This is a genomic window from Kribbella sp. VKM Ac-2571 (assembly GCF_004362255.1).
Classification (GTDB): domain Bacteria; phylum Actinomycetota; class Actinomycetes; order Propionibacteriales; family Kribbellaceae; genus Kribbella; species Kribbella pratensis.
On sequence record NZ_SNWS01000003.1, the window covers coordinates 305,339 to 330,065 of the forward strand.

Sequence of the window (24,727 nt, forward strand, 5' to 3'; positions counted from 1 at the left end):
CGTTGTGGACCCGTTACGATGTCCCTTCAGTTCTGGGCCGCAGCGCGGATGGGAATTTCATGACTGAATCGCAGGATGCCGACGTCGACCCGCGGATGTACGAGCAGTTGAAGCTCGACCGGCCGCACGGCGCCCGGGTGTACGACTACTTCCTCGGCGGGAAGGACAACTTCGCGATCGACCGGCAGGCCGCCGAGCACCTGCTGCAGGCGTTCCCGGGCTTCCGCACCGCCGCTCGGTCGAACCGGATGTGGATGCACCGCGCCGCGAAGTACGCCGCCGAGCAGGGCATCACCCAGTTCATCGACATCGGCACCGGCATCCCGACCAGCCCGAACCTGCACGAGGTCGTCCAGGAGATCACCCCGTCGGCGCACGTGGTGTACGCCGACAACGACCCGATCGTGCTCGCGCATTCGCGGGCGCTGCTGGTGAGCAAGCCGGAAGGCAGGACGGCGTACCTCGAGGCCGACGTCACCGACCCGCAGGCGATCCTGCAGTCCGAAGAGGTCAAAGAGCTGATCGACTTCGGCAAGCCGGTCGCGCTCAGCATCGTCGGCGTCTTCCACTACCTGCCGGACCACCTCAAGCCGTACGACCTGGTCCGTCAGTTGGTCGAGCCGCTCGCGCCCGGATCGCTGCTGATCTTCTCGCACTGCACGCCCGACTTCGCGCCGGAGCTGTGGGAGCGGGCGATGGTGGTGTACCAGGCCGACGGTGGCGAGGCGCAGGTTCGCAGCAAGGAAGAAGTCACCCGGTTCTTCGAGGGCACCGAGCTGGTCGAGCCCGGCGTCGTGTCGCCGTTCCGCTGGTACCCCGACGAGGAGACCCAGCGTCTCGTCGACACGGGCGAGTTCACCGACATCATGTGCAGTCTGTGGGTGGGTGTCGGCCGCAAGCCGTGATCCGCAACGCGTATCCGCACCACCTGGCGATCACGCTGCGGTGGAAGGACAACGACGTCTACGGCCATGTCAACAACGTCGAGTACTACAGCTTCTTCGACACCGTGATCAACGACTTCCTCATCCGCGTCGGTGGGCTCGACATCCATCGCGGTGATGTAATCGGGTTGTGCGTGGACTCGCAGTGCACGTTCAAGCGACCGCTCGAGTTCCCCGGTGTCGTCGACGCCGGGTTGCGGTGCGGGCAGCTGGGCAACTCCAGCGTGCGCTACGAGATCGCCTTGTTCCGTGAGGGTTCGGACGAACCGGCCGCGACCGGCCGGTTCGTGCACGTCTTCGTCGGGCGGAAGGACCGCGTCCCGGTCCCGGTGCCGGACGAGATCCGCGCGGCACTCGAAGGGATCACGGGATGATCGTGCACGGCGCCGTACTGCGGGAGATGGGCCTGCCGGCGCCGTACGCCGAGTCTCGGCCGCTGCACGTGGAAGAGCTGGAACTCGCGCCGCCGGGTCCGGGGGAGTTGCTGATCCGGATCCGCGCGGCCGGATTGTGCCACTCGGACCTCTCGGTGATCGACGGGTCGCGGCCGCGGGTCATGCCGATGCTCCTCGGCCACGAGGCCACCGGCGAGGTCGTGCTGTCCGAGGCGCCGGGATTCGCGCCTGGCGACGTGGTGGTGTGCGCCTTCGTACCGTCCTGCGGCACCTGCGCCCCTTGCTCCGAGGGCCGCGCCGCGTTGTGTGAGCCTGGCGCCCTTGCCAATGCAGCCGGCACGCTGTTGAGCGGCACCCGCCGCCTGACGAGCACCAGCTCCTCCGACGTGCACCACCACCTGGGCGTTTCCGGGTTTGCGGATCACGCTGTCATCTCGGCGCGTTCAGCCGTGAAGATCGATCCGTCGCTCCCACCGGAGATCGCCGCGCTCTTCGGTTGCGCCGTGATGACCGGCGTCGGCGCGGTCGTGAACACGGCACAGGTCAGGGCCGGACGCAGCGCGGTGATCTTCGGCCTCGGCGGCGTCGGCCTGTCCGCGCTGCTCGGCGCCGTTCTCGTCGGAGCGCATCCGATCGTCGCCGTGGACGTCGTACCGTCGAAGCTCGCTCTCGCCCAGGACTTGGGTGCCACCGCGGTCGTCGACGCGCGTTCCCCTGACGCGGTCGAACAGGTACGTGAAGCGACGGCCGGCGGCGCCGATTACGCGTTCGAAACGGTCGGGAGCGCGAAGGTACTCGAGCAGGCGTACGCCGCCACGCGCCGCGGCGGGACCACGGTCACCGTCGGACTGCCGCATCCGTCGCAGGCGTTCAGCGTGCCCGCGGTCAGCCTGGTCGCGGAGGAGCGCACGGTGAAGGGCTCGTACCTCGGCTCGTCCGTGCCCTCCCGCGACATCCCGCGGTACGTCGCCCTGTACCGAGCCGGCCGCCTACCCGTCGACCGGCTGCTGACCGCCACGGTCGGGCTCGACGACCTCAATCAGGCCTTCGACGACCTGGCCGCCGGCGCGTCGATCCGTCAGGTGTTGCTCTTCTGAAGGTTCTCGGCCGCCTTCTGGAAAGTGTGTTCGTTGCGGTCCCGGGCCTCGTCGGTGTAGTTGTCACCGAAGAAGTCGGCGGTGGGGACCGGGCGGATCTCCAGCAGTCCGGAGTTCTGGGGGTCGCCGGAGCCGCGGGCGTCCGCCGCGATACAGCGCCAGCCCCACTCCTCTGCCTCCTCGCGGGACGCGACCTCGATCAGGCAGAACCCGGCGATCAGCTCCTTGGTCTCGGTGAACGGACCGTCGACCACCCGGCGCTTCCCGTCCTCCAGTTGCAGCCGGAAACCGTGCGAGCTCGGCAGTAGTCCGTCGCCCGCGAGCAGGACACCCTTCTCCGCCATCTCGGCCATCACCAGGCCCATCGCGGTCAGGCCCTCCTCGCTCGGCGGCAGTCCTGCCTCGGACTCTTCGGAGGCCTTGAAAACCATCATGAAGCGCATCGGGACCCTCCCAAGTCGACGTTAATTCCCGAGACGAATCTATACAGCTATGCGCGCTTTCGGGCAGGCTACGCACAGTGCATCTCCGCCCACGAGATGTGATGTGCCGCCCGGAGTCCCTGAGGAGGACCCCAGTTATGCTCACCCGCCCCCGCCGGATCAGTGCGCTCGCTGTCGCCGGTGCCGTAGTTTTCGGAGCCCTGGCCGTCGTCGTCGGTAACCAGGCCGACGCCCAGCAGCCAACTCCGCTCCCCATCGACCAACTGCTCGGCCAGGAACTGCAGGGCAAGGCCGCACTCGGCCGGGTCCAGTCCCGGCTCGCCGAGATCGCCGACCAGAACAAGTTGTCCACAGACCACCTGCGGCAGATCCTCGCGAGCGACCGCACCGCCTGGCTGGACCGCGGCGGCAAGCTGTTCTATCGCGAGCCGGTCGCCACCGCCGTCGAGCGGAAGTCCGGAGCCGCGGCGTCACCCCGCTGGGCCACGCAGGCAGTCGTCGCCGCGACCGGTCCGGCCTTCGAGTTGCACAGCAAGCCTGGGTCGAACCGCGTCATCTACCTCGACTTCGACGGCCACACGGTCACCGGTACGGCGTGGAACACCAACGGGAAGCCGTCCACCGTGAACGTCACGCCGTACGACACCGACGGAAACACCAGTAACTGGAGTACGGCGGAGCAGGACGTCGTACACGATGTCTGGGCTCGCGTCGCGGAGGACTACGCGCCGTTCGACGTGGACGTGACGACGCAGCAGCCGACCGCGGATGCGATCACGCGGTCAGGTGCGTCTGACCAGCAGTACGGGACGCGGGTGTTGATCGACCCGACCACCTGGTACCAGTCCGGCTGCGGATGCGGCGGGGTTGCGTATGTCGGGGTGTACGACAACACCAGCAACCACGCGTACTACCAGCCCGCACTGGTCTTCACCAAGGGTGTCGGCACCGGTGCGAAGAACATCGCCGAAGCGGCGTCACACGAGGCGGGCCACAACGTCGGCCTCTCGCACGACGGCACTGCGTCCGTCGGGTACTACGCGGGCCACGGGGCCTGGGCGCCGATCATGGGCGTCGGGTACTCGAAGGCGATCAGTCAGTGGAGCAAGGGCGAATACACCGGGGCGAACAACAAGGAAGACGACTTCGCGGTGATCGGCCAGAACGGGCTGGCGCTGCGGGGCGACGACCACGGCAACGGCACCTCGGATGCGACCGCGTTGACACTCGGGACGAGCGTGAAGGGTGTGTACGCCGACGACTCCGACGTCGACATCTTCCGGATCGACCTCGCGGCCGGCACTTTCAACTTCGCGGCCTCCGCGGCCGCGTCCGGAGCGGACCTGGACATCAAGCTCCAGCTGCTGAACTCGTCGGGTGGGGTCGTCGCCACCGCGGATCCGGCCGCCGGGCAGTCCAACTCGGCCACCCCGACCGGACTGGGCGCGAGCCTCAGCCGCCAGGTCACGGCCGGCCGCTACTACCTCCGGATCGAGAACACCGGGTACGGCAGCCCGCTGAACACCGGCTACTCGACGTACGGCAGCCGCGGCGCCTACACCGTCCGCGTCACCACCGGCTGACACCTCACTTTGACCACCCCGGGGCCGCCGATCCCACCGAGACCGACGGCCCCGGGGTCTCTGAGGGCCCGCCCAACCGGAGGGACGTGAGGAGGAACCCGCCGGCGGCTCGGCGCTCGGAAAGGTCCAGCCGCGGCTGGCCGAGGTTGCCGCGCACAACGGTCTGCCGACGGGACCAGTTGCGGCAGATCCTTGCCACAGACCAGGCCGCGTGGCTCGATGCCGACAGCAAACTCTTCTTCCGCGAGCTCGCCGCACGCCGACGGGTCTCGGTGCGAGTGTTAGCGGCAGCCTGCGGCCGGGTAGGTATTACCTGCGGACCGACAACGTCGGCTACGGCGACCCGCTCAACACGGGCTATTCGACGTACGGCAGTCGCGGCGCCCACACCCTCGGAGTTTCGCCCTCCTGAACCCTGTGGCTGGTCGGCCTCTGGCGGACCGACCAGCCACAGGCCCGTTCTAGAGTTTGCGGTCGAGCGCCGCGGTCAGTGCGACCGGGCTGACCTCGAGCCGGTCGAAGCGCCAGCCGTTCTCGGTCCGGCGCGCGCCGTAGTGATGTACGGCGGCCGCGATCGACTCCGTCTTGTCGTCGAGGACGTACACCGCGACGTCGTGCGCCCGCACGGTCGCAGTCTCGCCGCTGACCTCGATCACAAGATTCGTCTTGTTGTGCAGCGTGCGGACGTAGTCGTCGTGACGCGCCCGCACCATGTCGACGATCGCCTCGATGCCGACGGCCTCGCCACCGCGGGACTTGACGACAACGTCCTCGGTGAAGAGGCGGTCGCTCTCGTCGTACCGGTGCTCGTCGACCCACAGGCTGTGGCGCGAGACCAGGTAGGCCAGTTCACTGCGGTCGGCGAGCTCGCGGATCAGGGTTTCGGTGGCGGTCATAGCGGGCTCCTCTGAATGGTTAGTCTGACTAACGTTGGCTGTACCAATGAATGTAGATCGTTAGTCCGACTAACGCAAGGCGTATGCTGAACGCCATGGAGGACGGCGACGAACTGCGTTTCGACCGTGGCGCGGAGACGCCGGAGCGCATCAAGGCGCAGCTGTCACGGCTGGTCGGGCTGACGGCGGCCCAGACCGCCCGCGCCTCCAGCGACGCTCTCCGGGCGGTCGGGGCGCACAAGGACCACTTCGTGGTGCTCGCCGCGCTCGCCGAGTTCGGTCCCGCGAGTCAGTCCGCGCTCGCCGGCCGGGCTCGCGTCTACAAGAGCGATCTCGTCGCAGTCCTGAACGAGCTCGCCGACGGCGGCTGGATCCGCCGTACGCCGGACCCCGCCGACAAACGGCGCAACGTCATCACGATCACGGACACCGGCGTACGGCGGCTTGCCGAGCTGGATCAGGTGCTCGCCGGCGTGAACGCCCACATCACGGCGCCGCTGACCCGCGAGGAGCGCGACCAGCTGTTTGCACTCCTCAACCGAGTCAACACCCACCTGGCAGGTCCGCCTACCTGATCGTTCTAGGCCTACCTGATCGTTCTAGGCCTACCTGGTCGTTCTAGGCCGGCATCAGGTGCTTGGCGGCCAGCTGGGCCAGGGCGGCGGCCTGGTCGGCGAGGACCGCGTCGTCGAACCGGACGAGGCTGGAATGATTCGAGGGCGCCTCCTCCTCCGAGACGTCGTCCGGTCGGGCTCCGACCATCACGAACGTGCCTGGCACCTCCCGCAGCACCATCGAGAAGTCCTCGGCGCCCATCAACGGATTGTCCAACTGCTGCACCCGCTCCGCGCCGAACAGGTCGGTGAGGATGCTCGCGGTCTCCGCCGTACGCCCGGCGTCGTTCACCGTCACCGGATACTGCGGGTCGAGCCGCGCGTCGACCGTGCATCCATGGGCCGCCGCGATCCGCTCCGCCAGCGCCGGCAGCTCACGGGTCAGTTGCTCCAGCATCGCGTCCGACAGCGTCCGCACGGTCGCGCCGAGCCGGGCCGTGTTCGGGATGACGTTGATCGCGACGCCCGCCTCGAGTTGCGTCACCGTGATCACCACCGGATCGAACACGTTCACCCGCCGCGTCGCGTAGGTCTGCAACGCGAGCACCAACTCCGCCACCACCGGCACCGGGTCGATCGTCCGGTCCGGCGTCGACCCGTGGCCGCCCTTGCCGTGCACCGTGATGTGCAGCTGGTTCGAACTGGCCATGATCGTGCCCGGACGGAGCTGGAACGTCCCTTTCGCCGCCTGCGACCAGACATGCAACGCGTACGCCGCGATCGGCTTGTCGCCGGTGGCGCTCAACAGGCCCTCCCGCAGCATGTACCCGGCACCGCCGAGGCCTTCCTCGCCTGGCTGGAACATGAAGATCACGTTCCCGCTCAGCTCGTCGCGATGCGCACTCAGCAACTGCGCCGCTCCGACCAGCCCGGTGGTGTGCAGGTCGTGGCCGCAGGCGTGCATGTTCCCGTTCTGCGACGCGTACGCGAGCCCGGTCTCCTCGACCACCGGCAACGCATCCATGTCGCCCCGCAGCAGCACCGTCGGCCCGGGCCGACCGCCACGCAGTACGCCGACCACAGAAGTCAGCTCCTTGCCGGTGGTGATCTCCAACGGCAACCCGGCCATCGCGTCGAGCACCAGGGCCTGAGTCTTCGGCAGCTCGAGGCCGACCTCGGGAACCTGGTGCAGCTCCCGCCGCAGCTCGATCAGCCCGGGCGCGATCGCGGTCGCTTCCTCGACGAGACTCATCAGTTTCGCTCCTTCGAATACCCATTGCCCGACGTTGACGCCAGACCCCGCCCGCCAGCCTGCCACAGCACCTACAACTGACAAGCTATGGCTGCGCTGGCTGGTGTCGCGGCTGACTATCCGTGTCTTGCGAGCGGTTGCCTGGACGGTGGTGAGCTGCGGGGGTGGGCGTGGTGGTGGGTGCTGGGTGAAGGGTGAGAGGTTGACGACAGGGTGGGTGAGGGTCGGGCGGGGCTTGGGGGAGTTAGTCCGGAGAGGGCTGCCTCGTGGGGGGACGGGATGCGGCGTGTGGGACGTGGAAGGACGCAGGGGTCGGGCTGGCTCAAGGTGTAGGTGGCTTCTGCGGTGTGGGTCTCGTGGTCGAGGTGGGAAAGGACTTGGTTGGCAGTGGCGAGGGAGTTGGTGGTGGCCAGGTCCGGGGGAGAGAGTTCGTAGGTTTCGAGGTGGGCGAGGCCGGAGCGGAGGATGGACTCCAGGCGGGATCGGGTGTCGGCGTCGGGTGGCTCCAGGTCGGGAAGACGAGTCGAGTTGTAGACGGCGTCGACCAGGAGCGGGAACTGGCCGGCGGCGGTTTGGCGGTTGAGAACGGACAGGGTTTCGCCGGGTGGGAAGCCGTTGCGGGCGTCCAGTGCGGTGGTGATCTCGCGGACGGCGGGGACGAAGGCGGCGTAGTAGCCGTTGGAGCGGACTGAATCGATGCCGGGGGCAACCTTGTCGATGCCCAAGCGGTGGATGAAGTCGTCGAGGTGGTCCTGGGCCCAGGCTTCGGTGACGCCTTCCTCGAGTTGGCGGCTGCCGAGTTTCGTGAAGGCTTCGCGGGCTGCTTCCTGGGTGGCATCGGCCGGGCCGAGGAAGTGGGCGTGCTCGTGGAGCAGGGTGGCCAAGGATTCGCGGTAGGCGATGAGGGTCGGAGTCGGACGGGTGGCGCCGGCGTGTTCGTAGAGGTGGCGGAGTGGGTCGACGATCGACTCGCGGTCGAGATAGAGGGTGCCGTCCCAGTGGGCGAGGCCGAGCATGACGCTGGAGGACTCGATGATGTGGCCGTTCCACGCGGATTGCTCGGCGCCGGCGAGTGCGCGAGCTGTCTCTGCGCTCTGCGCGAACAGTTCGGCGATCGAGGTCGGGTGGGCGGCCACCGCGGTCGTTGTCACGGGCGGAACGCGGTCGCGAGCCGGGTGAGGGAGTCGGCGGTGCGGCGAATTCGCACGCGATCGTTAGGGTTATCGGCCTGAGCCGCTAGCCGGCTGAGTTCGGTGATCAGCCAGTCGGCGCGCGCCCGCCGCTCAGCGCGCACCTGCGCCGCAGCCTGCGCGGCGGCTTGGGTCTGTGCCGCACCTTGCGCCTGCGCCGCGGTTCCTGCATGCGCGGCGGCTTGTGCCTGTGTCGTGGGCGGTGGCGGGTTGAGTGGTGCGTGCGGGGTTGGGTTGGTCGGCGTACCGGTCGAATGCTCCATGAGATGTCCTCCCGAGTCGTGAAGTCGGCGGAGAACATACGGAGATCGGGCCCCAAATCTGCAGGGCACTTTGGAACTGTGGATAACCAGCCTGGATGTCCGATGTGTGGGTGGTGATCAGCCCGATGCAGGGTCGCGGGACAGGCAATGGTGGGTCGGCACCCGGTATTGCCTGTCCCCAGTCACCAGTGCCTGTCCCCAGTCCCCGAAGGTCGCCCATCTGGGGCCGGGGCGGCCTGGAGGGGCCTGCGGTTCAGAAGAGGGTTGGGGGTTCGGGGTCGAGGGGGTCGGGGAGGGGCGCGAGGGTGGGGACGGCTGCGGTGACGGTTGCGTGGAAGCGGCGGGCGAGGTTGAGGGCTTCGACGTTGTCGGGGGTGTGCAGGAAGACCGTGGGGGAGCGGCCTTCGGAGAGCCAGCTGATGACCAGTTCGACGAGGTACGTCCAGCCGTCGACGGTTTCGTCCACGGAGTCACGGCCGATGTAGCGGACGATCGGGTGGCCGGTCAGGGCGCGGGTGCGGCGGGCGACTCGTGGCTTCTTCATCCAGGCGTCGCGCTCGGCGAGGCTGGTCGGGCGGCGGGCGAAGAGTGTGCCGGTGTCGAACGGGATCCACTCCGCGTCCGCCCGCGCGAGCACGCGTTCGAGGTTGCCCGCGGCGCGGGGATCGGCGAAGAAGTCGCGGTGCCGGACTTCCACGGCGTACCGGTGTTCGCGGGGTGCCTGGTGGAGGAACGCGGCGAGGGCACCGAGGTCGGTCGGCGCGAACGCGGCCGGGAGTTGGATCCAGACCGCATGGTTGCGCGGGCCGAGCGGCTCGATCGCGGCGAGGAACGCGCGAAGTTCGGCGGCCACGTTGTTGAGTCGGCGCTCATGCGTGATGACCTGCGGCAACTTCACCACGAAGCGGAAGTCGGGCGGGATCTGCGCGGCCCAGCTCTCGACGGTCGACCGCGACGGTGTCGCGTAGAAGGTCGTGTTGCTCTCCACCGCGTTGCACCACGAGGCGTACGAGCGCAGCTTGTCCCGGGAAGGCTGCGGCCACGCGGCATGAGTCCACTGCGCGCAACCGACGTACAGCTGCATGTTCACAGCGATCGAACGTACTGCCTGCAGATGTGCACGCGCGAGAACCGCTCACGCATCGCGGCCTCGAGCGCGGTCGGCGCATGCATGAACGCCGTCACCGGCCTGCCCAGGCCCTCGGGTGTCTCGAAACCAGAGGAGTCGTCCTGCCAGGACTTGTAGACATGGAGATATCGGTAGTTCTCCGTGAACCCCGACCGCTGGTACCAGTCGTTCGCCGACGCATCTCCTCGCGTCCACGCGTCCAGTACGTCGACCTGAAGCCGAGGAAGAACCGCCTCGAGCAACTGCGTGGCCAGGCCGTGGCGTTGGCGATCGGGATGTACGGCGAGTACGTCGATGGTGGCGCGGTCCGTGAAGATCTCGACGTCCATCAGCCCGACCACTGTGTCGTCGTCGACGGCCACGAGTCGATGCGCCGGGTTGTCGAAGGCCGGGCGCTGCGTCACGACATCGTCGTAGTACTCGGTGCCGAAGAAACTCAGCAGGCGGCAGCGCAGCCAGCTGGCGGAGTCCGTTTCGCGGTACTCACGGATCTCGGTCATCCGGCGTCATGATGGCACGCCGCCCCGACACCAGGGACGAGTGTCGGGGCGGTGCTTACTGCCTAGATCAGCGCTCGACCTCGCCGCGGATGAACTTCTCCACCAGGTCGCGGCAGACGTCGTCGGCGTACTGCTCCGGCGGCGACTTCATGAAGTACGACGACGCGGACAGGATCGGGCCGCCGATGCCGCGGTCCTTCGCGATCTTCACCGCGCGGATCGCGTCGATGATGATGCCGGCCGAGTTCGGCGAGTCCCAGACCTCGAGCTTGTACTCCAGCGACAGCGGTACGTCGCCGAAGTTGCGGCCCTCGAGCCGGATGAACGCCCACTTGCGGTCGTCCAGCCAGGCCACGTAGTCCGACGGGCCGATGTGCACGTTGCGCGGGTCGATGTCATTGACCAGCTGCGACGTGACGGACTGGGTCTTGCTGATCTTCTTGGACTCCAGCCGGTCGCGCTCCAGCATGTTCTTGAAGTCCATGTTGCCGCCGACGTTCAGCTGGTACGTGCGGTCGACGGTGACGCCACGGTCCTCGAACAGCTTGGCCAGCACGCGGTGCGTGATGGTGGCGCCGATCTGCGACTTGATGTCGTCGCCGACGATCGGTACGCCGGCCGCGGTGAACTTGTCGGCCCACTCCTTGGTGCCCGCGATGAAGACCGGCAGCGCGTTCACGAACGCGACCTTCGCGTCGATCGCGCACTGGGCGTAGAACTTCGCCGCCTGCTCGGAACCGACCGGGAGGTAGCAGACCAGGACGTCGACCTGCGCGTCCTTCAACGCCTGGACGACGTCGACCGGCGCCGCGTCCGACTCGGTGATCGTCTCGCGGTAGTACTTGCCGAGACCGTCGAGGGTGTGACCGCGCTGGACGGTGACACCGGTCGGCGGCACGTCGCAGATCTTGATCGTGTTGTTCTCGCTGGCGCCGATCGCGTCGGCGAGGTCCAGGCCGACCTTCTTGCCGTCGACGTCGAACGCGGCCACGAACTCCACGTCCCGGACGTGGTAGTCACCGAACACGACGTGCATCAGACCCGGGACGCGCTCCTCGGGCTTCGCGTCACGGTAGTAGTGCACGCCCTGGACGAGCGAGCTTGCGCAGTTGCCGACGCCGACGATCGCTACGCGAATCGAGGTCATCTGGAATCTCCTTGGGTAGGCGGGTGGTGCTGGTCAGGGGGCCGCTGTTGCCGCCGCTCGCCGTCGATCAGCTCGTTCAGCCAGCGGACCTCGCGCTCGGCCGACTCCAGGCCGTGCCGTTGCAGCTCGAGGGTGTAGGCGTCGACCCGCTCCGCCGTCCGGCTCATCGCCGCCCGGAAGTTGGCCAGCCGCTCCTCCATCCGGGCCCTGCGGCCCTCGAGGATGCGCAACCGGGTGGCCGGATCGGTCCGGCCGAAGAACGAGAAGCGGACGCCGAACGTGTCGTCCTCCCAGGCCGACGGGCCGGCTTCGTGCATCGCGTGCGCGAAGTAGTCCTTGCCGTCGGCGGTGATCGTGTACACGATCTTGGGCCTGCGGCCCGACTCCGGCGTCCCGGGGTCGGCCGTGATCAGCCCGTTGCGGAGCATCGCCTTCAGACACGGGTACAGCGAACCGAACGACAGCACGCGTCCCCAGCCGAACTGGGCGTTGACGCGCTTGCGGAGCTCGTAGCCGTGCATCGGCGCTTCGTGCAGCAGACCGAGTACGGCGAGCTCCAGGACCCCACTGCGGTTTCCCATGAGCCACCTCCCTCGGTCTAGTTTGTCATGACCTGATGTATCGGTTCGATACATCGTGCCGCCACTGTAAGCAGAGGGAGGGCCTGTGGACAACTCTTGACAAAGCTGGCCTTTGTCACCCTCGCCGAGCGGCACGCCTAGAAACCTGTTACGTCAGACGCCGATCTGCGTTAATCGAATGACACCCAGCGTCGTAGCCCGGGAGCGGACGGTAATGACCGACAGTCATGGGAAGCACGCCAAGTCCGACGTGGAAGCCGAGGGTCCACTCGCCCGGCTGGCGCTGCGGTTCACCGCGTTCACCGAGAAGTGGTTGCCGGACGCGTTCGGGTTCGTCCTGGTCGGAACCTTCGTGGTGCTGCTGTTCGGCCTCGTCACCGGTGAGCCGCTGCTGAAGCGTCCCGACGACCCGGCCGCGACCAAGGGCTTCGGGATGATCGATGCCTGGGGCATCGGGTTCTGGTCGCTGATCACCTTCACCCTGCAGATGGCGATGATCATCATCGGCGGGTACGCCGTCGCCACCAGCGGACCGATCGCGCGGTTGATCACGCGGCTCGCCCGGATCCCGAAGAGCCCGCGGACCGCGGTCGCGTTCGTCGCCGCGGTTGCGATGCTGGCGTCGTACCTGAACTGGGCGTTCAGTCTGATCTTCGCGGCGATCCTGGCGCGCGAGGTGGCGCGCAACGTGCCGAGGGCGGACTACCGCGCGCTCGGTGCGATGGCGTTCCTCGGGCTCGGGACCGTGTGGGCGCAGGGGCTGTCCGGTTCGGCGGCGTTGCAGGTGGCGAGTGCCAGCAGCAGCCCGGCGCCGGTGCAGGAGGTGATCAAGGCCGGCGGTCACGCCAGCGGTCTGATCCCGCTCACCGACACGATCTTCACCTGGCAGGCGATCGTGGCGACGTTGATCGTGTACGCCGTCGGTGTCGGGATGGCGTGGTTCATCGCCCCGGGCGAGGGCAACGCGCGGACCGCGGAGCAGATCGGGATCGAACTCAAACCGCTCATCGGCCGCGGATCGGCGTACAACGGTCAACGAGGAGAAGCCCGCAGGCCGGGCGATTGGCTGGAGCATTCGCCAGTGTTCAGTCTGCTGATCGTCCTGCTCGGCGCGGTCTACCTGGTCCGCTACTTCAGCGGCAAGAGCTTCTTCAACGCGCTGGACCTCAACACGGTCAACCTGATCCTGTTCCTGCTCGCGATGCTCCTGCACTGGCGGCCGTGGCGGATGGCGCGTGCGGTGCGCGACGGTGCGCCCGCCGCAGCCGGCGTACTGCTCCAGTTCCCCTTGTACGGCGGGATTTTCGGGATGATCGCCTACACCGGGATCTCCGCGCGCCTCGCCGGGTGGCTGGTGCAGGCGAGCAACCAGTTCCTGTTCCCGCCGTTGGTCGCGATCTACTCGTGCATCCTCGGCGTCTTCGTCCCGAGCGGCGGCAGCAAGTGGGTGATCGAGGCGCCGTACGTGCTGCAGGCCGCCAACGAACTGAAGGTCGACGCGGGCTGGATGGTCGTTGTGTACGACCTCGGTGAGGCGAGCGCGAACCTGCTGCAGCCGTTCTGGATGCTGCCGACGCTCGCCATCCTCGGCCTCAAGGCGCGCGACATCATGGGTTACACGTTCACGATGTTCCTGGCCTGTTTCCCGGCCGCGCTGATCGCCGTGACATTGCTCGCACCGCACGTTACGGGGTAACCGCTTGCAGCGACTTTGGGTGCGGCAGGATCTGCTTGCTAGCATCCGAAGCGGATTCGGGCCTGTTACCACACCCACCGTAGTCTGTGGGGCAATGACTTCAGCGAGAACGTCGAGGATTGCACAGTGAGTGAAGCTCGTAGGAAGGCCGCCCCGCCGCCCCGGCGCAAGAAGCACTGGGCGCTCCGGGTGCTCGGCTGGCTCGCAGCACTTCTCTTCCTCGGCATCATCGCTTCGGTCGCGGCCTTCTTCGTCGTCTACCAGACGACCAAGATCCCGGACCCGAACAAGGAGTTCGCCACCAACACCACGACGGTGACCTACTCCGACGGCGGCCAGCCACTCGGCTCGTTCTTCGAGCAGAACCGGCACACGGTGCCGCTGGCGCAGATCCCGAAGCACGTCCAGGACTCGGTGATCGCGGCAGAGGACCGGACGTTCTGGACCAACCCGGGAATCTCGCCGAGCGGCATGGTCCGGGCGGCGGTGAACATCGCCCGCGGTGAGCAGTTGCAGGGTGGTTCGACGATCACCCAGCAGTACGTGAAGATCATGTACCTGACGCAGGAGCGAACGGTTTCCCGCAAGCTCAAGGAACTGTTCATCGCCACCAAACTCGGCCGGCAGCAGGACAAAAGCAAGACGCTCGAGGGCTACCTGAACACGATCTACTTCGGCCAGGGTGCGTACGGCATCGCGGCCGCCGGCGATGTCTACTTCAAGCAGCCGAACCCGAAGCTGCTCACCGTCCAGCAGGCCGCGCTCCTCGCAACGGTGCTGAACAACCCGTCCCTGTTCGACGTCACCGACACGGATCCCCGTACCAAGCAGCGAATCATCGAGCGGTACCACTACGTCCTCGACGGCATGCAGCAGATGGGCACGATCACCGAGGTCCAGGAGAAGCAGTACGCCAACCGGCTGCCGGACCTGTCGAAGTTGAGGAAGAAGAGCGACCGCTACAAGGGGCCGAACGGCTTCCTGCTCGACATGGCTCGTAAGGAGCTGGCGCAGCGCGGGTTCGACGAGGACGAGATCACCGGTGGCGGCCTGAAGGTGACCACTACCTTCAACTACAACCAGCAGAAGAAGATACTGGCCGCCGCCCAGAACGAGCTGCCTGAGAAGAACAAGGGCCTGCATGTCGGGATGGCCGCCGTACAGCCGGGGACCGGCCAGTTGCTGGCGATGTACGGCGGGCCGGACTTCCTCAAGAGCCAGTTGAACTGGGCAACGACCAAGGCGCGACCGGGGTCGTCGTTCAAGCCGTTTGCGCTGGCCGCGGCGCTGAAGGACGGCAAGTCCCTCTGGGACGTCTACCAGGGCGACAGCCCGATCACGATCCAGGGCCAGAAGTTCGGCAACGAGCTCAGCACCGACTACGGCGACGTCACCCTGATGAAGGCGACCGAGCAGTCGATCAACACCGCCTTCTACGATCTGGTCGACAACGCCATGGAGAACGGCCCGGCCAAGGTCGTCGACGCCGCCGAGGCGGCCGGCATCCCGGCGTCGAAGACGCTGGAGAAGGACCGGGGGGCACCGGCCACGGTGCTCGGCCCGGATGCGTACGCCTCGCCGGTCGACATGGCCAACGCCTACGCGACGTTCGCTGCCGAGGGCAAGTACACGCCGCTGCACGTGATCAAGGAAGTCCGCGGCCCGGACGGCAAGGTGCTGTGGTCGGACGCGAGCGTGCTGAAGCAGCAGAAGCAGGCCTTCACGCCGGAGATCGCCAACCTGGTGAACTACGCCCTGCAGAACGTGGTCAAGAAGGGCACCGGGACCGGCGCCAAGGATCTGGACCGTGCGGTGGCCGGCAAGACCGGCACCGCCGGTGGTGTCGCGGTCGAGGACCGCAAGGAGAACGCGAAGTGCGACGGCTGTAAGAACGGCTCGGCGACCCTGACGTCGTGGTGGACTGGCTACACGCCGCAGGAGTCCACCTCCGTGCTGTACCGGGCCGGTGCGACTGGTGAATCGGACCTCGACCCGTACAGCGACGACCCGGCCTTCTTCGGTGGCAACTGGCCGCTGAAGACCTGGCTGGCGTTCATGAAGTCGGCCCTCGACGGCGTACCCGAGGCCGAGTTCGCGGACCCGGACAAGGACCAGATCAAGGACACGTCGACCCCGACGTACACCCCGCCCCCGAGCACTCCGCCGCCGAGTACGCCGCCCAGCACTCCGCCGCCGAGCACTCCGCCGCCGAGCACTCCGCCCCCGTCGACGCCGGACAAACCGACGAACACCCCGACCAAGACCAAACCCACGCGGACGACGACGACTCCGGTCATCCCGTCTCTGCCGACGGGCGGAACAACGAAACCCAAACCCACCGACACACCGCAGACGCCGGGGTAACGGAGCTGTCCTGGCTCAATTCGATGGCCGGCTGCTCGCGGTGACCGACCGGCCGGATCGCGCTGGAACCTGGATGAGGGACGATGGGGGCGTGACTCGGGTGGACTGCGGTGGCCGGCGGTGGGGGCGTGTTTGAGCGCTCGGTTGCCGGCGAGCCCAAGCCGGGGCGGGCTCGGCGAGCCCGGGTCGACGGGGTTGGCTGGCAGCGGTGGATGCCGACTCCGCTGGCGCGCGAGGTGCTCGGGTGGTGGCTGGTCACCCGGGTGGCTCTGTTCGTGGTGTCGGTCTCCGCGCCGCTCCTGTTCAACCGGGGCAGCGACTACCCGAACGTGTGGAAGGCCTGGTTGCAGTGGGACGTCTGGCACCTGAAGGCGGTCGCCGAGTTCGGCTACAACCACGGTGAACCCTCCGGTGCGCCGCTGGCTGCCTTCTTCCCGGGCTTCCCGTTGCTGGTCCGGTTGGTCAGCTACACCGGCATCGGCTACGTTGCCGCCGGCATCGTGGTGTCGGCAGTCGCCAGCGCCGTGGCGGGCGTGTACCTCGCGCGGCTGGCGCAGTACGAGTTCCCGGAGCTGAAGGGCATCGGCCCGAACGCCGCCATGATCTGGTACGGCGCCCCGGTCGGAGTGTTCCTCGCGGCCGGGTACACCGAGGCGCTGTTCTGCGCCTTCGCGTTCCCCGCCTGGCTGGCCGCGCGGCAGGGACGCTGGGCCCGCGCCGCCGTTCTCGTCGCGCTGGCGTCCACGGTGCGGGTGTCCGGGATCTTCCTGATCTTCGCGCTGCTCGTCGAGTTCGTCACCTCGAAGAAGCGTGACTGGTTGTCGCTGCCGTGGCTGGCGCTGCCCGCCGTACCGGTGCTGGGTTTCATGGCGTACCTGAAGCAGATTCACGGCTCCTGGTTCGCCTGGCAGGATGCGCAGGAGAAGGGCTGGGCGCGGGAGTTCACCTGGCCGTGGATCTCGCTGGTGCACACTTTCGAGGCCGCGAGCAAGGGCCACTTCCCGGCCGACCGCAGCGACTGGACCTGGATGTTCCGGGCCGAGCTGGTCACGCTGTTCGTCGGGCTGATCCTGCTCGCCTGGCTGTTCTGGCGCCGATCCTGGGGCGAGGCAGCCTGGGTCGCCGCCACGATCGGTGCGTTCTGTACGTCGTTCTGGATCTACTCACTCACCCGGGCCACCCTGCTGATGTGGCCGCTGTGGATCGGCCTCGCGGTCCTCGCCAGACGCAGACCGTGGATCGGCCGCCTCTACCTGGCCGTCGCGATACCCCTGGCCGCCATCTGGGCCGCCGCCTTCTTCACCGGCCGCTGGTCGGGCTGAGTAGTTCTGCTCAGGCGCTGGCCCCGTCCCGTACCTACCGTGGTCCCATGGAAGCCCGGACGATCGGCAGGGTCGCCCTGCAGGCGGTCTTCGTCGGCGTGATGGCAGGTGTCGCGTACGCGCTGATGCGTCAGTTCGGTGCGCCGCTGTGCCCGCCGACCGGGGTGAGTTGCGCCGTGGAGAGCGGTGGCGCGCTGTTCGCCGTACAGCTCGGGGGTGTGGCGACGACGCTGGCGCTGCCCGTGCTGGCTCTGCGGGCCGGTCTGGGGTGGGTGTTCGCGGTCGCAGCGACAGCCGGAGTGCTCGTCGTGAACCTGGTCTGGTTCCTGTCGTTGTCCGGCATGTGGACAGTTCTGGGGTGAGGCAACCCTCGGGAGGGTTCGAGCGTCGATAGGAGTGAAGGGGTGGCAGTCCGGGCGGGGACCGCCACCCCTCCTTACTTGCGGTAAGTACTGCCGGCGGAACCTCTCAGGGGCAGGCTCCGCCGGCTGGACCACACGAGGGCGACGGCCGGTGCCGTCGCCCTCGCGTCATGCTCAGGTCCTAGCCGTAGTTGCGGTCGATCGACTGGGACGGGGTCGGGGTCGGCTTCGTCTCGGCCACGCGCTTGTCGCTCGGGTGGGTGCCGGTCTCGACGCCCTTCAGCGTGCCGAGCAGCTCGATCTCGGACAGTGTGACGCCGTCGGCCCCGGCCGCCGGCGTGAGCACCAGCCGGTACTGCATGTACGCCTTGGGCGAGCTGATGCTGAAGGACCTGGTGTACGACGTCCACGCCCAGCTCTGCCCGGTACGGCGGTCCACTGTCGTCCACGTCGTACCGTCGTTCGAGCCCTCCAGTGTCCACGCCGACGGAGCTGTGCCAGTCGCACCGCTTGTCAGCGTGTACATGCCGACCGGACGCCCCTGTGGCAGGGCGACCGTGACCGTCGGCTGGGCGCCGGTCAGCGTGACCTGTGTCGTCGAGTCGTTGTCGATCAGAGCGGAGACATCCGCGCCACCCGCACCGATCACCGCGCCGGTGTCGGAGGTCGAGTCCCGCCAGGTCATCGGGTCCTCTCCGGGCTTGGTGATCGACGGCGGGGCGTCGTTGCGGCCGGTGCCCCACTTGGTCGGCTGGTCGGTCATCTCGAACTCGATCTTGCCGCCTCCTGCGATCAGGTCGTGCGGCAACGCTGTCGAAGTCCAGTTCTTGCCGTTGACGCGAACGCTCTTCACGTAGATGTTCTTCGTCGAGTTCTGCGGTGCGCTGATCACCAGCTTCTTGCCGCCGGCCAGTCGGACCGTCGCCTTGGTGAACAGCGGCGAGCCGATCGCGTACGACGGTGAACCGACCTGGAGCGGGTAGAAGCCGAGAGAGCTGAACAGGTACCACGACGACATCTCGCCGTTGTCCTCGTCACCCGGGTACCCCTGTCCGATCTCCGAGCCGGTGTACAACCGCGACAACGCCTCACGCACGAGAGCCTGCGTCTTCCACGGCTGCCCCGCCACGTCGTACATGTAGGTGATGTGGTGCGACGGCTGGTTGCTGTGGCCGTACTGCCCCATCCGGACGTCACGCGCCTCGAGCATCTCGTGGATCGTGCCGCCGTACCCGCCGGTGTGCAGCGCGTCTTCCGGCGTACTGAAGAACTCGTCGAGCTTCTTCGCCAGACCGTCCCTGCCGCCGTAGATCGCGGCCAGGCCGGCTCCGTCCTGCGGAGTGGAGAACGCCATGTTCCACGCGTTCGTCTCGGTGTAGTCGTGACCCCAGTCCCGCGGGTCGAAGGTGCTCGGGGAGTTGCCCCAGACACCGTCCGGGCCCTTGCCCTGGAAGAAGCCGACCGTCGGGTCGTAGAGCGTGACGTAGTTGCGGGCCCGGTTCAGGAAGTACTTGTAGTTGTCCAGGTACTCCTGCTTGCGCGGGTCGTTCTTCTTCGCCTTGTCGTACAACGCCTTCGACAGGTTCGCGATGCCGAAGTCGTTGATGTAGCCGTCCATCGACCAGCTGAAGCCCTCACCGGTGGTGTTGGCCGTATAGCCGTTGAACGTGGACAGGTCCATGCCCTTGCGGCCGACGTTCTGCGACGGCGGTACGACGGACGCGTTCTTGACCGCCGCGTCGTACATCGCCTGGACGTCGATCCCCTTGATGCCCTTGAGGTACGCGTCCGCGAAGGCGACGTCGGACGACGTACCGACCATCAGGTTCGCGTAGCCGGGGGAGGACCAGCGGGAGATCCAGCCGCCGTCCTTGTACTGCTGCACGAATCCGTTGACCAGATCGGCCGCCTCGTCCTGGGCGAACAGCGAGTACGCCGGCCACACCGTGCGGTACGTGTCCCAGAATCCGTTGTTCACGTACGTCTGCCCGGCCACGATCTTCGAACCGGTCGTGGTCGGGGTGTCGGTGCCCACCTTCGGGGAGGTCGGCGACGCGTAGGTGATGACCGGCTTGTCCTTGGTTCCAGTGTTCTCGGAGCCGTTGTTCGGGTAGAGGAACAGCCGGTAGAGGTTGGAGTACAGGGTGGTCAGCTGGTCGGCCGTCGCGCCCTCAACCTCGATCGTGCTGAGCTTCTTGTCCCACAGCTGCTGTGCGGCGTCCTTGACCTTGCTGAACTTCGAGCCGTCCGGGAGCTCGAGCCCGAGGTTCTTCTCAGCCTGAGCGGTGCTGATCAGCGAGGTCGCGATCCGCAGGTGCACCTGGGTGACCTTGGGATCGAAGCCGAAGTATCCACCGACGTTCGCCCCGCCGCCGTCCGACAGTTTGCCCGAAGCAACAACTTTTTGGTCCACGACGCCGTACACGAACAACCGGCCGGCGCCGGTGGACAATCCGCTCTTGATGTCGGAGTACCCCGTGACCACGCCGGTTGCCGGGTCGAGGGTGAGGCCGCCGCTGTTGTTGACGTTGTCGAAGATCAGCGACGCCTTGCCGGCCGGGAAGCTGAACCGGAGCATCGCGGCGTGGTCGGTCGGCGCGATCTCGGCCGCGTTGCCGTTGTCGAACGTGACGCCGTAGTAGTACGGACGGGCGATCTCGTTGTCGTGGCTGAACGACCAGGCGCGGGCCTTGCGATCCGCGGTGGGCGTAGCGGCGGTCGACGGCATCACCTGGAAGGTCTGCCGGTCACCCATCCACGGGCTCGGCTCGTGGCTGATCGACAACGCCTGCATGGTCGGCTTGTTCGCCTCGTTGTTGCCCTTGGCGTAGTCGTACAGCCAGGACGTGGACCCGGCGTTCGTCACCGGCGTCCAGAAGTTGAAGCCGTGCGGTACGGCGGTTGCCGGGAAGTTGTTGCCCCGCGAGAAACCGCCGGTCGCGTTCGTGCCGCGGGTGGTCAGCGCGAGGTCCGACGGGTGCTTGGCCGCGGTCTTCTGCGCCGCGCGGTCCGGGTTGATCGCCGCGGCGATGCGGACGTCGTCGATCCAGCCGCGGAACTCGGCCGGTCCGGACGGCTTGTCGTACCCGACCAGGATCCGGGTGATGGTCTTGCCGGCGGCGACCTTGCCGAGATCGGCCTCGACGTTGTTCCACTGGTTCGTGTAGAGCGCCTTGGAGTCGCCCTGGCCGCGTGGGCTGAGCTCGAAGCCGTGGTGGTCCTTGGCCTTCAGGTCGCTCAGGTAGGTGCCGTCGGAGAACGCCAGGTCGAGCGCGGCGTACGTGCTCGGGTAACTGAGGTCGCCCTCGACGTGCTCGGGGAAGATCTTGTACGAGAGGCGGGTGTCCTTACCCACCTTCAGGTCGACGTCGGACACCTTGTTCCACGTGTATCCACGGCCCTCGGCGTCCTGGTGCCCGGCGTACCGGAAGGACTTGACGCCGGTGAAGCCGACGCGGGCGCGGGCGTTGTAGGCGCTGGTCGGGCCGGAGTCGAGCCGCGACTCGGCGACCGGGCCGGGTGGCGGCAGCGGGGCGCCGTTCGACAGGTACCAGTCGGCGAGCTGGACGATGTTCTCGCCGTGGTTCAGTGTGATGTCCAGCTTGAAGAACGTGTACGCCGTGTCGTTGGCGAAGCTGTACTCCTTGGTCTGGAACCGGTTCTCGAAGCTCTGACCGGTCTGGGTGTCCAGCGTGGTCCACGTGGTGCCGTCGTTCGAACCCGAGACGGTCCAGTTCTGCGGGTCGCGGCCGTCGGCGTCGTTCGCCGAGGTCAGCGCGTACTTCTTGATCACCACCGGGGCCGAGGTCTGGTAGACCAGCCAGCCGGTCGGCTGGAACACCAGCCACTTGGTGAACTTGTCACCGTCGGCGGCGTTCGTGGCGATCTCGCCGCCACCGGTGTTCTCGCCGTTCGCGGTCACCTTGGTGACCTTGTCCATCTCGCTGCCGCCGATCCCGGTCGGCGTCGGTCCGCGCACCCCGTCGGTGCGTGGCTTCCCGTCCGGGCCGGTCTCGACAGCGTCGGTGTACCCCGGCTGCGGCTGGCCTGGCTCGAACGAGGTGAAGTACGACGAACCGCTGATCACCGGCTGCTCCGAGGCAGCAGATGACGCGGCATGCGCTGGCGTCATGGCAACAGACAGTGTCACAACCAGCGTGAGAGACGTGACGAGCCCCAGTGGGCGGCGGAGATTCATCGACGCTCCTTGCACATCCGGCCGGCGCGACGGGACGCCCCCGTCCACCGGTGTAGGTACGCGGCCCCGATGACAAGGTTGTCAGCCCGCGCCCGGCCGGAATCGTCTCCCGCCGATCACGCGCGGTCAAGACTTCGTCGCGTTCGGTCCGCCTCGGGCCGGAGTTTTCCACAAGTGGCAACGCGATCGGGCTGCGACAGGCACAGGCGGCAACTACAGTTACCTTGCGCGGTCCGCTGGGGAGGCCGCACGGTCTCGGGAGGACGTAGTGGCGGTCGAACGTGCCGGGCTGGTCCGTCGGCAGCACACTCATCTGCTCCTGCCCCATGCCGCGCTGGACGCCCCGCAGCGAGCCCTGTTCGAGGTGGCGCTGCGCCCGGCCGGCTGGACCGCGGATCCGGACGACACGTCGACGATGTCCCTGCGCTGGAACCGTGGCGACGCCGCTCTGCGACTGCAGACGCTCGGCTGGTTCCCGCTGCTGGTGACCGTGGGCCCGATTGGGAAGGCGACCGGGGTTCACCGGGACGCGGCTGCGAGGCTGACCTCGGCGGTGCTGGCGGGCGGCGGGAAGAGCTTCACGGACCGTCAACTGGTCGAGTACCTGCCACAGGCGCAGGCGCGGTGGCAGCGTGCACTGCTGGAACGTCGACGGTTATCCACAGCCGAGCGCATGCTCCAGGCACGACGGTGCTCGTCCTGCGGAGCGTGGTCCGACCTGTCGGCGACGCACTGTGCGGGATGTCGTCGGCGATTCATCACAGCTGACGATGCGGAACGGGACACGACGGTCAACCGTGCAGCGGAAACGGTCCAGGACGCCGAGGCGATCCTTGCGGATCTGGCGCGTGGCGTGGTCCTGGACCGGCTGAACGGTGCGGCGCATGGCTGAGCCGATGGTCGCGACTCGTGAGGCCGAGCAGTGGGGCTGGGAGTACCGCGGACGCGAGATCGTGGTCGTCGAGCAGTCAGACCCGCCCGTTCCCGCCGTACCGCCGCCGACGGAGCTCGCGACGCTCGAGACCAAACGAGCTGCCGCCGTACGGATGCGCCCTGTCCTGATCTGGACGATGGTCGCGGCCGTCGCAGCCACCGGTGTGGTCGGTGTCGTTGTGGACCCGTTGATCGCCCTGGTGCCTGTCGTCGTGGCGATCGGTCTCGGCTGGCTGTGCTGGGGACGGCCGGAGCTGCTCCGACGGGCTACCGCCAAGGAGCATCAGCTGTGGTTGGCCCACTGCGTCAGCACGATGGCGCGGTTCGAGCGCGACGTACAGGCCTGGCAACAGGACCTGAGCGACCGGGAGCAGGCCAAGTCCCTCCAGGTCAGCGCCGTACGCCCGTGGGTGCCGGTCGGCCCGGTGACGAAGGAGCGCGTCGACCTGTACGGCGGGACCGCCGCGGGCTGGCGTGCTGCGTTGCTCGCGATGGGGAGCTCGCTGATGAGCGCCGGCGGGCGTCTCGTGGTTCTCGACCTCACGCAGGACTCTGTGATCGAGCCGCTGCACCGCATGGCCTCGGACCACGGTGCACCGATCCGGTCGGCCGTCGTACCGGACGAAGCGCGCTCGCTGAACCCTCTCGCCGGCTTGAGCGATGATGAGATCGGTGTCGTGGTCGCAGAAGGTTTGCGCGCGGCCGAGCCCGAGCAGACCGAGTCGCGGGGTGTCGACGCGACCCTGGTGCAGCAGGTCGTCGAGTGCCTGACGGACGCCCCGGTCACCTTCACGAGACTGCACCTGGCGTTCCAGGTGGTGTTGCGGCAGCTGACGCCGGATCAGCGGGCTTCGTTGACGCGAGCTGAGTACACGAGGCTGTCCGACCTCTTGAGCGAGGCTGCCCGGCGTACGGCGGAAGCCCGGCTGTTCCGGCTGGCTGCGGGCGTGCAGCGGCTGGCGGCGGTCACGGGTGATGCGCCGATGGACGGGTGGGAGGACGACGACGTCTCGCTGCGGGTGTTCGAGCTGTCGCATCGCGAGCCGGAATTGACCGCCTCGTTGCTCAGGCATCTGCTGTTCCAGATCACGATGGTCAGGATCCAGCGCGGCCAGCTGTCGGGGCGCGGCGAGCGGATCATGGTGATCGCCGGAGCTGATGCGGTGGCGCGGCCGGAGCTCGAGCGGTTCGACAGCATCTGCCGGCGCAACGGGATCCGTCTCTGCTGCTGTTCGCGCATCTGCGGGACAGCGCGGTAGAGCTCCTCGGCGGCGGGGACGCCGTACTGTTCATGCGCCTCGGGAACGCGAAGGAGGCCGAGCAGGCCGCCACGTTCATCGGGCGGCAGCACCGGTTGGTGGCGAGCCAGTTCACCTATTCACACGGGACGAACACGTCCACGTCGACGTCGGACAGCACGACGCGCGGCAACAGTTCGTCGACGAGCGATTCGGTCGGCGTACAGACGTCGGACAGCCGGCAGGCGACGTTCGGGCTCCTGTTCAGCAGGCGGCATCGGTCCGGGTCCAAGACCTCGGGCGAGCAGTCCTCATCATCGATCACTGGCGGTACGTCGTGGTCGGAGTCCACCTCGAGCTCGGCGTCGAGCGGGACCACGGAGAGTACGTCGGTCGGGTATCAGCGCACGTACGAGTACTCCGTGGAGCCGACCGTGTTGCAGGGGTTGTCGCCGACCGCCTTTGTGATGGTGGATCCGCTCGATCCGGCGAGTCCGCGGCTGGGCGACTGCGATCCGCGCTTGGGTGCTTCGTGATTGCGCCCGGTGTACCGCGATGGGGCATCACCTCGGTGCCGTTGGCCGGGGGGCCGGACACGGACCTGGCACAACGGCTGACGGCACTTCGGCGCGGGTTGTTG

Annotated in this window: 22 protein-coding genes; 12 read left to right on the top strand and 10 right to left on the bottom strand. The window is 67.6% G+C overall.

Going from position 1 to position 24,727, the window contains the following annotated elements; all coding sequences use genetic code 11:
• The first annotated feature begins 59 nt into the window (after positions 1-59).
• The 3 genes from EV651_RS08795 to EV651_RS08805 are packed head-to-tail and all read left to right on the top strand — an operon-like array spanning position 60 to position 2,436.
• Complete coding sequence (locus EV651_RS08795; RefSeq protein WP_238156751.1) at positions 60-905, top strand: SAM-dependent methyltransferase; 846 nt, start codon at positions 60-62, stop codon at positions 903-905.
• Positions 902-1,318, top strand: a complete 417-nt coding sequence (locus EV651_RS08800) for a thioesterase family protein (protein WP_133783921.1) — start codon at positions 902-904, stop codon at positions 1,316-1,318. Before EV651_RS08795 ends, EV651_RS08800 begins: the two co-directional genes overlap by 4 nt.
• A complete protein-coding gene (locus EV651_RS08805) occupies positions 1,315-2,436 on the top strand; it encodes a zinc-dependent alcohol dehydrogenase family protein (RefSeq protein WP_133783923.1) in 1,122 nt (373 codons plus the stop codon). The genes EV651_RS08800 and EV651_RS08805 overlap by 4 nt, the downstream gene beginning before the upstream one ends.
• On the opposite strand, the gene EV651_RS08810 is transcribed toward EV651_RS08805, so the two are convergent.
• Positions 2,418-2,879, bottom strand: coding sequence for a YciI family protein (locus EV651_RS08810; protein ID WP_133783925.1), 462 nt, complete (start codon positions 2,877-2,879; stop codon positions 2,418-2,420). The genes EV651_RS08805 and EV651_RS08810 overlap by 19 nt on opposite strands.
• A gap of 137 nt (positions 2,880-3,016) precedes the next feature.
• Between EV651_RS08810 and EV651_RS08815 the strand changes: the two genes are divergently transcribed.
• Positions 3,017-4,462, top strand: coding sequence for a zinc-dependent metalloprotease family protein (locus tag EV651_RS08815; protein WP_133783927.1), 1,446 nt, complete (start codon positions 3,017-3,019; stop codon positions 4,460-4,462).
• Positions 4,463-4,923: 461 nt separating this feature from the next.
• Here the strand turns inward: EV651_RS08815 and EV651_RS08820 are convergent, their stop codons facing one another.
• The gene (locus EV651_RS08820) at positions 4,924-5,358 is read right to left on the bottom strand and encodes a nuclear transport factor 2 family protein (protein ID WP_133783929.1); all 435 of its coding nucleotides are present in this window, start codon (positions 5,356-5,358) and stop codon (positions 4,924-4,926) included.
• Positions 5,359-5,453: 95 nt separating this feature from the next.
• Between EV651_RS08820 and EV651_RS08825 the strand changes: the two genes are divergently transcribed.
• On the top strand, positions 5,454-5,933 hold the full coding sequence (locus EV651_RS08825) for a MarR family winged helix-turn-helix transcriptional regulator (RefSeq protein WP_133783931.1): 480 nt from the start codon (positions 5,454-5,456) through the stop codon (positions 5,931-5,933).
• Positions 5,934-5,976: 43 nt separating this feature from the next.
• On the opposite strand, the gene EV651_RS08830 is transcribed toward EV651_RS08825, so the two are convergent.
• From EV651_RS08830 to EV651_RS08860, 7 genes are all read right to left on the bottom strand, one after another.
• Positions 5,977-7,164, bottom strand: coding sequence for a M20 family metallopeptidase (locus EV651_RS08830; protein ID WP_133783933.1), 1,188 nt, complete (start codon positions 7,162-7,164; stop codon positions 5,977-5,979).
• Between the two features lie 116 nt (positions 7,165-7,280).
• Positions 7,281-8,315: a hypothetical protein gene (locus tag EV651_RS08835; protein ID WP_133783934.1), complete on the bottom strand. Its 1,035-nt coding sequence runs from the start codon at positions 8,313-8,315 to the stop codon at positions 7,281-7,283.
• Complete coding sequence (locus EV651_RS08840) at positions 8,312-8,617, bottom strand: hypothetical protein (RefSeq protein WP_133783937.1); 306 nt, start codon at positions 8,615-8,617, stop codon at positions 8,312-8,314. The genes EV651_RS08835 and EV651_RS08840 overlap by 4 nt, the downstream gene beginning before the upstream one ends.
• A 253-nt stretch (positions 8,618-8,870) precedes the next feature.
• Positions 8,871-9,701, bottom strand: a complete 831-nt coding sequence (locus tag EV651_RS08845; RefSeq protein ID WP_133784514.1) for a DUF72 domain-containing protein — start codon at positions 9,699-9,701, stop codon at positions 8,871-8,873.
• Between the two features lie 2 nt (positions 9,702-9,703).
• On the bottom strand, positions 9,704-10,246 hold the full coding sequence (locus tag EV651_RS08850) for a GNAT family N-acetyltransferase (RefSeq protein WP_133783939.1): 543 nt from the start codon (positions 10,244-10,246) through the stop codon (positions 9,704-9,706).
• Between the two features lie 67 nt (positions 10,247-10,313).
• A complete protein-coding gene (locus tag EV651_RS08855; protein ID WP_133783942.1) occupies positions 10,314-11,393 on the bottom strand; it encodes an inositol-3-phosphate synthase in 1,080 nt (359 codons plus the stop codon).
• Entirely contained in the window at positions 11,390-11,974 is a 585-nt protein-coding gene (locus EV651_RS08860) for a PadR family transcriptional regulator (RefSeq protein WP_131284360.1), read from the bottom strand. Before EV651_RS08860 ends, EV651_RS08855 begins: the two co-directional genes overlap by 4 nt.
• 214 nt (positions 11,975-12,188) lie before the next feature.
• Here EV651_RS08860 and EV651_RS08865 point away from each other — a divergent pair, with 214 nt between their 5' ends.
• From EV651_RS08865 to EV651_RS08880, 4 genes are all read left to right on the top strand, one after another.
• Positions 12,189-13,670: a short-chain fatty acid transporter gene (locus EV651_RS08865; protein WP_133783944.1), complete on the top strand. Its 1,482-nt coding sequence runs from the start codon at positions 12,189-12,191 to the stop codon at positions 13,668-13,670.
• A gap of 126 nt (positions 13,671-13,796) precedes the next feature.
• The gene (locus tag EV651_RS08870) at positions 13,797-16,034 is read left to right on the top strand and encodes a transglycosylase domain-containing protein (RefSeq protein WP_133783946.1); all 2,238 of its coding nucleotides are present in this window, start codon (positions 13,797-13,799) and stop codon (positions 16,032-16,034) included.
• Between the two features lie 128 nt (positions 16,035-16,162).
• A complete protein-coding gene (locus EV651_RS08875; protein WP_238156752.1) occupies positions 16,163-17,356 on the top strand; it encodes a mannosyltransferase family protein in 1,194 nt (397 codons plus the stop codon).
• A gap of 47 nt (positions 17,357-17,403) precedes the next feature.
• Positions 17,404-17,718, top strand: a complete 315-nt coding sequence (locus EV651_RS08880; protein WP_133783948.1) for a hypothetical protein — start codon at positions 17,404-17,406, stop codon at positions 17,716-17,718.
• Positions 17,719-17,899: 181 nt separating this feature from the next.
• On the opposite strand, the gene EV651_RS08885 is transcribed toward EV651_RS08880, so the two are convergent.
• Positions 17,900-21,916, bottom strand: coding sequence for a GH92 family glycosyl hydrolase (locus EV651_RS08885; RefSeq protein WP_133783950.1), 4,017 nt, complete (start codon positions 21,914-21,916; stop codon positions 17,900-17,902).
• A gap of 268 nt (positions 21,917-22,184) precedes the next feature.
• Here EV651_RS08885 and EV651_RS08890 point away from each other — a divergent pair, with 268 nt between their 5' ends.
• Genes EV651_RS08890 through EV651_RS41270 form a run of 3 tightly spaced genes read left to right on the top strand, consistent with a single transcriptional unit; the run spans position 22,185 to position 24,623 of the window.
• The gene (locus EV651_RS08890; RefSeq protein WP_133783953.1) at positions 22,185-22,808 is read left to right on the top strand and encodes a hypothetical protein; all 624 of its coding nucleotides are present in this window, start codon (positions 22,185-22,187) and stop codon (positions 22,806-22,808) included.
• Positions 22,801-24,108 carry a hypothetical protein gene (locus tag EV651_RS08895; RefSeq protein ID WP_133783955.1) on the top strand — a complete coding sequence of 436 codons (1,308 nt, stop codon included), beginning with the start codon at positions 22,801-22,803 and terminating at the stop codon, positions 24,106-24,108. The genes EV651_RS08890 and EV651_RS08895 overlap by 8 nt, the downstream gene beginning before the upstream one ends.
• 32 nt (positions 24,109-24,140) lie before the next feature.
• Positions 24,141-24,623 (top strand): hypothetical protein, encoded by a 483-nt coding sequence (locus EV651_RS41270; protein ID WP_166658543.1) that lies wholly within the window; start codon positions 24,141-24,143, stop codon positions 24,621-24,623.
• Positions 24,624-24,727 lie beyond the last annotated feature (104 nt).

Excerpts from the sequence above, each read along its gene's own strand:
- EV651_RS08895 (WP_133783955.1), top strand. The coding sequence starts at position 22,801 with ATGGCTGAGCCGATGGTCGCGACTCGTGAGGCCGAGCAGTGGGGCTGG.
- EV651_RS08810 (WP_133783925.1), bottom strand. The coding sequence starts at position 2,879 with ATGCGCTTCATGATGGTTTTCAAGGCCTCCGAAGAGTCCGAGGCAGGA.
- EV651_RS08865 (WP_133783944.1), top strand. The coding sequence starts at position 12,189 with ATGACCGACAGTCATGGGAAGCACGCCAAGTCCGACGTGGAAGCCGAG.
- EV651_RS41270 (WP_166658543.1), top strand. The coding sequence starts at position 24,141 with ATGCGCCTCGGGAACGCGAAGGAGGCCGAGCAGGCCGCCACGTTCATC.
- EV651_RS08815 (WP_133783927.1), top strand. The coding sequence starts at position 3,017 with ATGCTCACCCGCCCCCGCCGGATCAGTGCGCTCGCTGTCGCCGGTGCC.
- EV651_RS08795 (WP_238156751.1), top strand. The coding sequence starts at position 60 with ATGACTGAATCGCAGGATGCCGACGTCGACCCGCGGATGTACGAGCAG.
- EV651_RS08850 (WP_133783939.1), bottom strand. The coding sequence starts at position 10,246 with ATGACCGAGATCCGTGAGTACCGCGAAACGGACTCCGCCAGCTGGCTG.
- EV651_RS08845 (WP_133784514.1), bottom strand. The coding sequence starts at position 9,701 with ATGCAGCTGTACGTCGGTTGCGCGCAGTGGACTCATGCCGCGTGGCCG.
- EV651_RS08830 (WP_133783933.1), bottom strand. The coding sequence starts at position 7,164 with ATGAGTCTCGTCGAGGAAGCGACCGCGATCGCGCCCGGGCTGATCGAG.
- EV651_RS08820 (WP_133783929.1), bottom strand. The coding sequence starts at position 5,358 with ATGACCGCCACCGAAACCCTGATCCGCGAGCTCGCCGACCGCAGTGAA.
- EV651_RS08885 (WP_133783950.1), bottom strand. The coding sequence starts at position 21,916 with ATGAATCTCCGCCGCCCACTGGGGCTCGTCACGTCTCTCACGCTGGTT.
- EV651_RS08840 (WP_133783937.1), bottom strand. The coding sequence starts at position 8,617 with ATGGAGCATTCGACCGGTACGCCGACCAACCCAACCCCGCACGCACCA.
- EV651_RS08880 (WP_133783948.1), top strand. The coding sequence starts at position 17,404 with ATGGAAGCCCGGACGATCGGCAGGGTCGCCCTGCAGGCGGTCTTCGTC.
- EV651_RS08860 (WP_131284360.1), bottom strand. The coding sequence starts at position 11,974 with ATGGGAAACCGCAGTGGGGTCCTGGAGCTCGCCGTACTCGGTCTGCTG.
- EV651_RS08855 (WP_133783942.1), bottom strand. The coding sequence starts at position 11,393 with ATGACCTCGATTCGCGTAGCGATCGTCGGCGTCGGCAACTGCGCAAGC.
- EV651_RS08825 (WP_133783931.1), top strand. The coding sequence starts at position 5,454 with ATGGAGGACGGCGACGAACTGCGTTTCGACCGTGGCGCGGAGACGCCG.
- EV651_RS08805 (WP_133783923.1), top strand. The coding sequence starts at position 1,315 with ATGATCGTGCACGGCGCCGTACTGCGGGAGATGGGCCTGCCGGCGCCG.